This window comes from Paracidovorax avenae ATCC 19860, from assembly GCF_000176855.2.
In the GTDB taxonomy this organism is placed as follows: Bacteria; Pseudomonadota; Gammaproteobacteria; order Burkholderiales; family Burkholderiaceae_C; genus Paracidovorax; species Paracidovorax avenae.
The window spans coordinates 4,147,990-4,160,141 of sequence record NC_015138.1; the positions used below are offsets into that span (position 1 = coordinate 4,147,990).

The window sequence follows — 12,152 nt, forward strand, 5'->3', positions numbered from 1 at the left end:
GTCAATCGGCCTGCAGGGAAACGGAAGAAGTTGCGGCGCCGCGCTCGATGTCCTCGATCAGCCGCAGCTCCACGAGCTGCGCCAGGTCGGCGATGCGCGGGGCCTTGAAGAAGGCCGCGGGGTGGATATCCACCGCATAGGCCTTGCGTACGCGGGCCAGCAGGCGGATCGCCAGCAGGGAGTCGCCGCCCAGCTCGAAGAGGTTGTCGTCGGCGCCGATGCCATCGATGCCCAGGGCCTCGGTCCACAGCGCCGCGAGGTTGTCCTCCAGCTCGCCCTCCGGCGCGCGGTAGGGCGTGGACAGCACCGGGCGGGGGTGCGCGGTGCCCCCGGAAGGCGCCGGCGGCGGCGCGGCCTCCAGCGCATCGACGAGCCCGTCCAGCGGGCGCAGGCGCTGCGCGAGCGGCGTGACCGACACCAGCGTCTGCGGCTGCAGCGGCCCGTTCACCACCCGGTCGAACACCTCCATGCCCGTGCGCTCGTCCAGGCCCAGCCCTTCGGGCACGTCCATGTCGGCACCTACTCCCACATCGCGCCAGGCATCCCAGTTGACCGAAAACACCGGCCACGGGCTGTCGCGCCGGCTGGCGGTGGCGAAGGCATCGAGCCAGGCATTGGCGGCCGCGTAGTCGCTGCGGCCCAGGCCCCCGACCCAGCTGGCGACGGACGAGCACAGCAGCACGAAATCCACCGGCTCGCCGCGCAGGGCGTCCACCATGACCAACGTGCCCTGCATCTTCGCGGCGAAGGCGGCCTCCACCTCCGCCCTCGTGCGGGTGGCCAGCATGCCGCCGCCCGGCTCCATCACGGCATGCACCACGCCATTCACGCCGCCGAAGCGCGCATGCACGGCCTGCAGCGCGCCGCGCCACTGCGCCGCGTCGGTGACGTCGGCCGCCACGGCCATCCATTCGGTGCCGTCCGCCTCCATCGCCTGCAGCTGCACGAGCCTGCGGCGCTGGGCGGCGGGCAGGTCCGCCTGCGCAAGCAGGCCCTCCCATTCCCCGCGCGGCGGCAGCGGCGTGCGCCCCAGCAGCACCAGCCGCGCGCCATGGCGCCGACCCAGGTGCCGCGCCAGCGCGAGGCCGACGCTGCCCAGCCCGCCCGTGACCAGCACCACGCTGCCCTGCCGCAGGCGCTGCGCGCAGGCCGCGGGCGCAGGAACCGGCTCATAGGTCTTCACCCAGCGCTGCGCGCCGCGCCAGGCCACGCAGAACTCGTCGACCGGGCGCGCCGGCTCGCCTGCCAGTGCTTCGGCCAGTTGCGCCTCGGCGGCGCTGCCGGCGTTCGGCACCAGCACATCCACCACGCGGCAGGCGATACGCGGCATTTCCTGGCCCAGGACGCGCGCCAGGGCAGCGACCGTGGCTCGGCCGGGCTCCAGCGGCTCGTTCCCGGCCACTTCCTCGGCCCGGTCGATCACGATGGTGAGCGACAGCGGCCCGTCCCGGCCCGCGTCCTCGCGGCCTTGCACCAGTGCCAGGAGGCTGAAGTAGCCCTGCTCCCAGTCCTCCTCCAGCCCCCAGCAGTGGAAGGCATGCGTCACCGGCCCGAGCGCGCGCCAGAGCGCGGCATGGTCGGCGCGCTCCTCCGGCCGCAGCGCGAAGCCGCCACCGCCGTCGTCCCTGAAGCCTTCGGCCGCTGCCACCTTTACCACGCGCGCTCCGCGCTCCGCCAGGCGCCGTGCCAGGCGCTCCGCGAGCGGCAGCCCCGCGCCGCCCAGCAGCAACACCGTATCGCCCGGGCCGGGCCCTGCGGCCGGCGGCACCGCGCCGCTGCGCTGCCAGGCGGGCAGGTAATAGAGCCCCTGCGGCTGCGCCGCGGATGCATCGTCCTGCGGCCTTGGCGCACCGGCTTCCACCCAGAAGCGCTGGCGCTGGAACGGATAGGTGGGCAGCGGCACGTTCCGGCGCCGGGCGCCGCCGCGCGTGGCGGGCCAGTCGATCTCCACGCCCGCCGTCCACAGGCCGGCCAGGGCCTGGGCCAGTTGCTGCGCGTCGCGGTCCCGCTGCTGCGGATGGGCCAGGCTGGCCCAGATGCCGGCAGCCGTTGCCGCCTGCGCATGCCGCCGCGCGAGCCCTGCCATGGACTCGCCGGGCCCCGCCTCCAGCACCACGCGCCCCGGCCGCGCGAACACCGCGTCCAGCCCCTCGTGGAAACGCACGGTGCCCCGCAGGTGCCTTCCCCAGTAGGCCGGGCTCATGGCCTCTTCGGCCGTGATCGGCCGGCCGGTGACATTGGAGAGGAAAGGAATGCGCGGCGCATGGCGCGGCACCGCGGCGATGCGCCGCTCCAGTTCCGCCACGATGGGCTCGACCATGCGCGAGTGCATGGCCACGGCCACGTGCAGCCGGCGGGGCGCATGGCCCTGCGCGCGCAGCGCCTCTTCCGCCGCATCGATCGCGGCGGCCGGGCCGGACAGCACGCAGAGCCCATCGCCGTTCACGGCGGCCAGGTCGCAGCCGAGGGACAGCAGCGGGGCGATCTCCGCCTCCGGCAAGGGCACCGCCGTCATCGCGCCTGCGGGCAGGCCGGCCATGAGCCGGCTGCGCCAGATCACGATGCGCATCGCATCCTCCGGCGTGAAGACGCCGGCCAGGCAGGCCGCGACATACTCGCCCAGGCTGTGGCCCAGCATCAGCGCGGGCCGCACGCCGCACGACATCCACCACTGTGCGATCGCGTATTCCACCGCGAACAGTGCGGGCTGCATCCACTCGACACGCGCGAGCCGTTCGGCAGCCTCGGCTTCCTGGCCGGGCGCGGGCTGGATCAGCGCCCGCAGGTCCATCCCGGTCTCCTGAAGCAGGACGGCGGCGCATGCGTCCAGCGCCTGCCGGAACACCGCACTGCGCCGGTCGAGCCCGTGTGCCATGTCAATGTGCTGCGCGCCGGAACCGGGAAACAGGAACACCACCTCCGGCGCGGCAGCCGGCACGCGCCGGGCCGCGGGCAGCGGGGCCTCCAGCCGCTGCGCCGCCAGGCCGGGTTCGTGCGCCGCCACGGCCGTCCGCCAGGCCCAGGCCCGGCGGCCGCATTGCAGGGTGTGCGCGATGTCCGCCAGCGCCTCGGGAGCCGCACCGCGCAGGTGGGTGGCCATCTGCGCGCGGGATGCGTGCAGCGCGGCCTCGGTGCGCGCCGACAGCGGGAGCACCTCCCATTCCGGCTCCGGAACGCCTCCTGCGTCCTCCCTGCCCCGCCCTGCCTGATCGTCCACGGCGCGGACCGCGCGCGGCAGCGGCGGCGGCGCCTCTTCCAGCACCACGTGCACGTTCGTGCCGCCGATGCCGAACGAACTCACGCCCGCGCGGCGCGGGAAGGCACCGCGGGGCCACGGGGCAGCCTCGGTGTTGACGTAGAAGGGGCTGGATGCGAAATCGATGCGCGGGTTCGGCTGCCGGCAGTGCAGGCTCGGCGGCAACTGCGCGTGCTTCAGGGCCATGGCGGCCTTGATGAGCCCCGCCACGCCCGCCGCCGCGTCCAGGTGGCCGATGTTGGTCTTCACGGAGCCGACCGCGCAGAAGCCGCGCCGATCCGTGTCCGCGCGGAATGCCTGCGTGAGCGCGGCCATTTCGATGGGATCGCCCAGTACCGTGCCCGTGCCGTGCGCCTCCACATAGCCGATGGTGTCCGCCGAAACGCCCGCGACGAGCTGCGCCGCGCGGATCACCTCGGCCTGCCCGTCCACGCCGGGCGCGGTGAAGCCGACCTTGGCCGCGCCGTCGTTGTTGGCCGCGCTGCCCTTGATGACCGCATGCACCGTGTCGCCGTCGCGCAGCGCATCCTCCAGCCGCTTGAGCGCGACCACGCCCACGCCGCTGCCGATCACCGTGCCCCCGGCATCGGCATCGAACGCGCGGCAATGCCCGTCGGGCGACAGGATCGCGCCGGCCTGGTAGCGGTAGCCACCCTGCTGCAGCAGGTTCAGCCACACGCCGCCTGCCAGCGCCATGTCGCATTCGTGGCCCAGCAGCGACTGGCAGGCCATGTGCACGGCCACCAGCGAGGTGGAGCAGGCCGTCTGCACGCTCACGGCCGGGCCGCGCAGGTCCAGCTTGTAGGCCACGCGGGCGCAGAGCGAGCTGGGCGCGTTGGCACCCATCAGGCCGAGCACGTCGGCGATGCCGGAACCCGCGTCCAGCCCGGCCGCGGGCAGCAGGTGGCGCATGAGGTACACGCCCGGCCCTTCGCCGCCGTACACGCCCACCTTGCCGTCCCAGCGCGCCGGATCGCAGCCGGCATGCTCCAGGCAGGCCCAGGCGCTTTCCAGGAACAGCCGCTGCTGCGGATCGAGCTGCTCGGCCTCGCGCGGCGTGAAACCGAAGAACTCCGCGTCGAAACGGTCGAACCCGTCGAGCGGCACGCCCGCCTTCACATAGTCGGGATCGCGGCGCAGCGCCTCGGGCACGCCCAGGGCCTCGAGCTCCGCATCCGAATAGGTCCTGACGGAATCCAGGCCGTCGCGGATGCGCTGCCAGAAGGTCTCGACATCCGGTGCGCCGGGAAACCGCCCCGCCATGCCGACGATCGCGATCTCCAGCCCGCTCGGTGCCTGCGAAGAGATCATGGGAGAGTCGATGGGTGCATTCATTCCCGGGCTCCTTGGAGATGGGCGCGGCGCTGCAGCAGCGCAGCCCGCTGCCGGCGCGCGCGGTCGTCGGCAAGGTGTGGCGCGGCGGAAGCGCCGGAATGCGCCGGGCCGCCCTCGCCTTCGCTCTCACCCGTGGCCTGGTCGATGCGGCGCGCGAGCGATTCCACCGTGGGGTGCTGGAACAGGTCCACCAGCGCGAGCCGGCAACCCCACTCGTCCTCCAGCCGGCGGTGGGCACGCACCAGCAGCAGCGAGTGGCCGCCCAGGTCGAAGAAGTTGTCCTGCAGGCCCACCGACGGCACGCCCAGCAGCTCGCTCCACAGCGCCGCCAGCCGGTGCGCCGTGCTGCCCTGCGGGGCTGCGGGCTCGCCGTTGCCGGTGCCCGCTGCAGGCTCGGGATCGGGCAGCGCGGCCCGGTCCACCTTGCCATTGGCATTGAGCGGCAGCGCATCCAGCACCACGATGGCGCGCGGCACCATGTAGCCGGGCAGCCGCTGCGCCAGCGCCGCGCGCAGCGCCACGGCGTCTCCCTCGCCCGCCACGTAGGCTACGAGCGACTCGGCACCCGCTGCGCCGCGCACCACGGCCACCGCGTCCTTCACGCCGGCCTGCGCGCGCAGCGCCGACTCGATCTCGCCCAGCTCGATCCGCAGGCCGCGCAGCTTCACCTGGTGGTCGATGCGCCCCAGGTATTCGATCTGCCCTTCGGCATTCCAGCGCACCCAGTCCCCGGTGCGGTACAGGCGCCCGCCCGCCCCTTGCGGATCGGCCACGAAGCGCTCGGCAGTCAGCCCCGGCTGGCCCAGGTAGCCGCGCGCCAGCAGGGCCCCGCCGATGTAAAGCTCGCCGGCCACGCCCTGGGGCACCGGCTGCAGCTGCGCATCGAGCACCCAGGCCTGCGTTTCGCTGATGGGCCGCCCGATGGGCACGGGCCCGGCCTCGTCGCGGCAGGTCCAGCGGGTGACATGGATCGTCGTTTCCGTGGGCCCATAGAGGTTCTGCAGCGTGGCACCCGGCAGGCGCCGCAGGGCCTCGCGCTGCAGGGTCTCGGGCATCGCCTCGCCCCCGCAGATCACATGCCGCAAGCGGGTGCGGTGCTCGATGCCCGGATGGTCCAGGAAGGCCCGCAGCATGGACGGCACGAAGTTCAGCGTGGTGACCTGGTGGCGCTCGATCAACTGCACGATGTGCTCCGGATCGCGGTGCGCCCCCGGCGGCGCCACCAGCAGGCGGGCGCCGGCCGTGAGCGGCCAGAAGATTTCCCAGCACGACACGTCGAAACCGAAGGGCGCCTTGTGCAGCACCGTGTCCGACGCGGTCAGCCCGTAGGTGCCCTGCATCCAGGCCATGCAGGTGTGCAGCGCCGCATGGCGCACGGCCACGCCCTTGGGCCGCCCCGTGGAACCCGAGGTGTAGATGACATAGGCGAGTTGCTCGCCATGCACCGCGATGCCGGGGTTCTCCGCATCGCCGGGCACTGCGTTCTGCAGTCCTTCCACGCCGATCACCCGCACGCCCGGCAGCGCGGGCACCTGCCCGGCCGTCGCCGCATGCGACAGCACCCAGGCTGCGCCGCTGTGCTCCAGCATGTCGCCCAGCCGCCCGGCCGGCAGCTCGGGGTCCAGCGGCAGGTAGGCGCATCCCGCCTTCATCGCCGCCAGCATGCCCACGATCATTTCGGTCGAGCGCTGCATGCAGATGCCCACCAGCGACTGCGGCCGCAACCCCTCGCGCAGCAGGTGGTGCGCGAGGCGGTTGGCCCGCGCGTTCAACGCCCCGTAGCCGATGGCCTCATCGCCGAACAGCAGCGCCGTGGCCTGCGGCTGGCGCTCGGCATGCGCCTCCAGCTGCCGGAAGACGGGCACGGGCGGGCTCTCGCGGTGGCCGTTGCGGCTCCATGCGTCCAGCTGCGCGCGCTCGGCGGGCGCAAGCCACTCCACCGCGCCCGCCGGCTGCTCCGGGCCCTCGGCCATCGCCTGCATCAGGGCCAGGAAATGGCCGGACAGCCGCTCGATGGTGGCAGGCTCGAACAGCTCGCCCGCATACACCCAGGTGAGCGACAGCGCCCCGGTGCCGCGCTCGCGCGCCTCCAGCACCAGTTCGAACTGCGCCTGCGGCCCCTGCAGCGGCTCGGCCCGCACGGCGAGCCCCGGCACCGCCTGCAACAGCCGATCGTCTTCCGCCAGGTGGTTGAGCATGACCTGGAACAGCGGGCTCGCGCCCGCGCTGCGCTCCGGCCGCAGGGCCTCCACCAGCCGGTCGAAAGGCAGCTCCTGGTGGGCCTGGGCCCCAAGCACCATCTCCCGCGCGTCGCGCAGCACGCCGAGCAGCGTGGCCTGGGGCCCCACCGCGCCCGGCAGCACCAGGGTGTTCACGAAAAGGCCGATCAGCCCGTCCACGCCGGGCACGCCCCGCTGCGCCACCGCCGCGCCGACGCGCACGCGCGGCTGGCCCGTGTACCGGGACAGCAGCACCTGCAAGGCCGCCAGCAGCACAATGAAGGAGGTCGCGCCCTCGCGCGCCTGCAGCGCGCGCAGGCCCTGCACCACCGCCGCCGGCACCTCGAAGGCATGGCGGCGTGCGGTGTAGGACGCGCGCGGCGGGCGCGGATGGTCCGGACGTACCTCGCAGGGCGTCGCGTGCCAATCGGCCAGCCGCTCCCGCCACCAGGCCCACTGCCGCTCGCCCTCGCCGGCTTCCAGCCGGCCGGCGGTCCAGGCCGCGTAATCGATGTACTGCAGCTGCGGCATGCCCCGCGCGGCCAGGCCCTGGCGGCGCGCGCCATAGGCCTCCAGCCACTCGGCGGCCCAGAGCTGCATCGATGCGCCGTCCGAGAGGATGTGGTGCATCACCACGGCGAGCACGTGCGTGCGCGCATCCAGGCGCAGCAGCGCCACCCGCCACGGCGGGCCCTGCAGCAGGTCGAAGGGCCGGGACTGCAGTGCGTCCAGCCGCTCGCGCACGGCATCGTCGCGCTCCGAGCAGGCGGTGCGGCCCAGGTCCGCCACCTCGAGCGCGATGGCCGGCATCTCCTCCACGCGCTGGAACGGCACGCCATCCGGGCCTTCGCCGAACACGGTGCGCAGCGACGCCTGCCGCCGCGCCACGTCCTCCAGCGCGGCCTGGGCCGCAGCGGCATCGAACTCCCCTTCGATCCACAGCGCCGCGCCCACGTGGTAGGCGGCCTCCGCGGGCGCCAGCTTCCAGAGGAACCACTGGCGCGCCTGGGCATGCGACAGCGGACGGTTCCCGCCGCGCAGGGCCGGGGGCAGCGGCTCCACGGCGCTCGCGACCGCACCGGCGCCGGCGCTGCCCGCGGGCGCCACGGCCATGGCCGCGCGCAGGGCCTCCACGCAAGCACCGAGCCGCGGATGGTCGAACAGCACGCGCGGCGCGAACGCCACGCCGAAGCGTTGCGCAATGCGCGCCGCCGCCTGGGTGGCCGCGAGCGAATTGCCGCCCAGCACAAAGAAATGCGAGTTGCGGTCCAGCGCCTGCGGCGCCGCGGCGCGCAGCACGTCCTGCCAGATGCCCGCCACCTCGGATTCGAGCGCATCCAGGGCGCCGCCGCCGGACGCGGCGGCCTCCTGCGGCCCGCCGCGCACGAAGCGCCCCCACTCGTGGATGGCGTAGGCATCGGCGCTGCGCTCCACCCAGGCCGCGCGGCAGGCGCTGCGCTGCAACTTGCCGCTGGTGGTCTTGGGCAGCGTGCCGGGCTGCAGCAGCAGCACGACCGACAGCGGCTCGCCCACCGCCTCGCTCACGGCCGCGCTCAGGGCCTCCACCAGCGCCTGCGGCGGCACGAGCTTCTGCATGCCGCGCGACACCTCCACCGCCGCGCCGATGCCTTCGGCCTGCGCCCCCTGCACCGGGAACACGGCCACGCGGCCCTTGCGCACCGCCTCCACCTCGGCTTCGATGGCCCGCTCCACGTCCTGTGGATAGACGTTGTGGCCGCGCAGGATGATCAGGTCCTTGGTGCGCCCGGTCACGACCAATTGCCCCTCATGCAGGAAGCCCAGGTCGCCCGTGCGCAGCCAGCGCCGGCCGCCATGCTCCACGAAGGTGGCGGCCGTCGCCTCCGGCTGGCCCCAGTAGCCCGCCGCCACGCTGGGCCCGCTCGCCCAGACCTCCCCCACGCAGCCCGCGTCGGCGGGGGCGAGCGATGCCACGTCCATGATCTGCACGGCATGCCCGCTCGCCGGGCCACCGCAGCCCACCAGCAGCGGCCCCGTGCCCGCATCGTCCGGTTCCGCCGCGCCCACGGCCAGCGCCTGCGCGGAAAAGCCCCGCGCCCACAGGCCCTGCCCGGGGCGCACACCGGTCACGTACAGCGTCGCCTCGGCCAGGCCGTAGCAGGCATGCACCGCGCCTGCGCGGAAACCCTGGGCCGCGAAGCGTTCGGCGAAGGCCGCCATGGTGTCGGCCCGCACGGGCTCCGCCCCGCTGTAGGCCACGCGCCAGTGCGACAGGTCCAGCCCCTGCGCCTGCGCGTCGCTGATGCGCTCCAGGCAGAGGCGGTACGAGAAGTCGGGCCCGCCGCTGACCGTGCCGCGGTAGCGCGACACCAGCTCCAGCCAGCGCGCGGGCCGCTCCAGGAAATAGCGCGGCGATACCAGCACCAGGGATGCCCCGCAATAGAGCGGCTGCAGCAGTCCCCCGATCAGGCCCATGTCGTGGAACAGCGGCGCCCACGAGACGAAGCAGTCCTCGGGCCCCGTTGCCATGCCTTCCTGGATGGCGCGCTCGTTGGCCATCAGGTTGCCGTGTGTCACCATCACGCCCTTGGGATGCCCCGTGGAGCCGGACGTGTACTGCAGGAAAGCCAGGTCGTCGTCCGCCGGTTCGTGCGTGCGCCAGGTGCCGGCGAGCGCCAGGTCCACCGCATCGCCCGCGATCACCTCCAGGCCGGGGAAGCCGGCGCGCACCATCGCCTCCCACTCCGTCGTGGTCAGCACGCAGGCCGCGCCGCAGTCCCGCGCGATGCCCTGCAGCCGCGCCAGGTGCTGGGGCCGCTGCGATTCCGGCGGAAACACCGGCACCGCGACGATGCCGCTGTGAAAGCACGCCAGCATGCTGGCGGCATAGTGCTCGTCGTTGTCCTGCAGCACCAGCGCGCGCTCGCCCGGGGCGAACCGCTGTTGCAGCCGCGCGGCCAGGGCGTGCACGCGGCGCGCGAACTCCGCGTAGGTCAGCGCCACTTCGCGCCGGCCGCCCTGCGGCTCGTCCACCACCGTCAGCCAGACAGCGTCCGGCCGCTCATCGGCCAGCGTGCGCAGCCGCTCGACGAAATTGCGCGGCGCCGCCGCCTCCGCGCCCAGGGCGGCGGACAGTGCAAGATCCTTCGCGTTCATGCGCCCGCTCCCAGGTTGCCGTGGGGCCGCGCCATGGCCACCACCACCTTGCGCGGCCCCTTGAAAGGTGCGCGCGCATGGGCCGCCAGCATGTTGTCCAGCATCACCACGTCGCCCTTCTCCCAGGGGAAGGACACGGTCTCGGCGTCCAGCACGGCGCGCACCTCGTCCATCAGCGCATCGGGCATGGGCGAGCCATCGGCGAAGAAAGTATTGCGTGGCACGTTGTCGATGCCCAGCACCTCCTCCAGCACCTCGCGCTCTTCCGCGTCGCGCGCGGAGATGTGGAACAGGTGGGCCTGGTTGAACCACACGGTCTCGCCCGTGACGGGGTGGACCTCGATGCCCTGGCACAGCTGCCGCGTGCGCAGCCCGCCGTCGCCCTTCCACTCCCAGGCGATGCCCGCCTTCGCGCAGAACGCCTCCACCGCGTCGCGGCGGTCCGTGTTGAACACCTTCTGCCAGGGCACGTCCATCTCGCCGAAATTGCGCACGTACAGCACGCCGGGCTCGAAGAGGCGGCGGATGCGCTCGGGCATGCGGCGGTAAATGGCCCGGCTGTCCGCGATCGGCGTCTCGCCCCCCTCCGGCGCCGCCGTCACGCAGTGGAACCAGATGCGCATGGGCCACTCGCGGGTGTAGGCCTGCTCGTTGTGCAGGGGAATGGTCTGGTGCGCGGGATACTCCGTGGAGGTATAGACCCCCGCCCCGGTGGAGGCCTCCACGGCCGAGCGCGGCGTCGAGGCGAACTCGTACTTCAGCAGCGGATCGCCGAAGGCCGCCGCGAACTGCTGGAAGGTCTCCACGGCCGGCACGTCGAACCCGCGCAGCAGCACCCCGCCCACGGCCGGCAGCGCCTCCTCGATGCGCGGACGCAGGCGGCCGAAGGCATCGAGCAGCCCTTCCCCGGGCCGGTTCGGCGTGATCAGCAGCGGCAGTTCGGACCCTTCGGGCGCCTGGCGCCTGAATTGCATCGGCATTTCATTCATGTGGAACTCCTCGTGCGCGCAAAGGCGCTGCCAGCCCGCGGCGCCGGAGGCAGCGCGGGAAACCAGAAAAGGAAGCAGGAAAAAAGGGTGGCCGCGGTCAGGCGGTGGCCGCCAGGGGCTGCGCGCCGCGCGTCGCCCCCGGTGCCGTCATGCGCGCGGCCAGGGTCCGCAGGAAGCGGTCCTCCTCCTCGCGCAGGAAAAAGTGCCCGCCGCCAAACCAGTCCAGGGTCGACGGGCCGCGCGTCTCCCGCGCCCAGGCCTGCAGCTCGGCCGCGGCGATGCGGTCGGCCCGCCCGCCGAAGATGTGGACGGGGCAGGACAGCGGCGCCGCGCCCTCCAGGCCCTCCGGCCGGCGGAAGCCATGGCACAGGCGGTAGTCCGCCCGCAGCACGTCGAGCGTGATGCGCAGCAGCTCAGGCTCGGAGAACACCGCCTCCGGCGTGCCGCCCTGCTCGCGCAGATCCGCGATGAGGCGCGCATCGTCCAGCGGCTCCGCATAGCGCTCGCCACTGCGCAGCGCGGGCGCGGCACAGCCCGACACGGCCAGTGCAGTGGGCACGGCGGCGCCCACGGCTGCCAAGCGGCAGGCGACGCCATAGGCGAGCAGCGCCCCCATGCTGTGGCCGAAGAGCGCGAACGCGGCGCCACCGGCGGCGCGCAGGCAGCCTTCCGCCAGCGGGCCGACGAGATCGGCATACGACCGCGCGAACGGCTCGCCCATGCGCGCGCCGCGGCCGGGCAGCTCCACCGGCACCACCCGCAACCCGGGGGGCAGGCGCCGCTGCCAGCGCAGGTACATCGTCGCGCTCGCGCCCGCGCAGGGCAGGCACAGCAGCACCAGATCCGCGTCGCTCGCCATGGCCATCGCCGTCAGGCCGCCGCGGCGGTGGAACCTTCTGCCGCGGCCCCGGCGTCCTGCTGCGCCATCCAGTCGCGCAGCGACTTCGGCCGCATGTCGGTCCAGGCGCCGTCCACGTAGGCCACCACGGTCTTCTTGTCGCCGCGCACGCCGTCCACGGCCTTCCAGCCCTCGGGCACGGCCTTCCAGTGCGGCCAGATCGAATACTGTTCCTCGTGGTTGATCAGGACGATGAAGGTTTCGTCCTCGCGGTCGAAGCAGCTCGTAGACATCGGTGCATCCCTTGTGCGGTTGAACATCCAGCCCCGCCGCGCCGCCCCCTGAAAAATGGGGAGCGCATCCGGGCGGGCCTGCCTTCA

5 protein-coding genes are annotated in these 12,152 nt (G+C 73.5%); all 5 read right to left on the reverse strand.

What is annotated here, in order from left to right; all coding sequences use genetic code 11:
* Position 1 precedes the first annotated feature (1 nt).
* The 5 genes from ACAV_RS18085 to ACAV_RS18105 all read right to left on the reverse strand — a co-directional run bounded on the left by ACAV_RS18085 (position 2) and on the right by ACAV_RS18105 (position 12,065).
* The gene (locus tag ACAV_RS18085; RefSeq protein WP_013596028.1) at positions 2 to 4,591 is read right to left on the reverse strand and encodes a type I polyketide synthase; all 4,590 of its coding nucleotides are present in this window, start codon (positions 4,589 to 4,591) and stop codon (positions 2 to 4) included.
* Positions 4,588 to 9,945, reverse strand: a complete 5,358-nt coding sequence (locus ACAV_RS18090; protein ID WP_013596029.1) for a non-ribosomal peptide synthetase — start codon at positions 9,943 to 9,945, stop codon at positions 4,588 to 4,590. The genes ACAV_RS18085 and ACAV_RS18090 overlap by 4 nt, the downstream gene beginning before the upstream one ends.
* Positions 9,942 to 10,934, reverse strand: coding sequence for a TauD/TfdA family dioxygenase (locus ACAV_RS18095; protein ID WP_013596030.1), 993 nt, complete (start codon positions 10,932 to 10,934; stop codon positions 9,942 to 9,944). Before ACAV_RS18095 ends, ACAV_RS18090 begins: the two co-directional genes overlap by 4 nt.
* A 97-nt stretch (positions 10,935 to 11,031) precedes the next feature.
* Complete coding sequence (locus ACAV_RS18100; protein ID WP_013596031.1) at positions 11,032 to 11,799, reverse strand: thioesterase II family protein; 768 nt, start codon at positions 11,797 to 11,799, stop codon at positions 11,032 to 11,034.
* 5 nt (positions 11,800 to 11,804) lie between these two features.
* On the reverse strand, positions 11,805 to 12,065 hold the full coding sequence (locus ACAV_RS18105) for an MbtH family protein (protein WP_013596032.1): 261 nt from the start codon (positions 12,063 to 12,065) through the stop codon (positions 11,805 to 11,807).
* Positions 12,066 to 12,152 lie beyond the last annotated feature (87 nt).

Excerpts from the sequence above, each read along its gene's own strand:
- ACAV_RS18090 (WP_013596029.1), bottom strand. The coding sequence starts at position 9,945 with ATGAACGCGAAGGATCTTGCACTGTCCGCCGCCCTGGGCGCGGAGGCG.
- ACAV_RS18105 (WP_013596032.1), bottom strand. The coding sequence starts at position 12,065 with ATGTCTACGAGCTGCTTCGACCGCGAGGACGAAACCTTCATCGTCCTG.
- ACAV_RS18085 (WP_013596028.1), bottom strand. The coding sequence starts at position 4,591 with ATGAATGCACCCATCGACTCTCCCATGATCTCTTCGCAGGCACCGAGC.
- ACAV_RS18095 (WP_013596030.1), bottom strand. The coding sequence starts at position 10,934 with ATGAATGAAATGCCGATGCAATTCAGGCGCCAGGCGCCCGAAGGGTCC.
- ACAV_RS18100 (WP_013596031.1), bottom strand. The coding sequence starts at position 11,799 with ATGGCCATGGCGAGCGACGCGGATCTGGTGCTGCTGTGCCTGCCCTGC.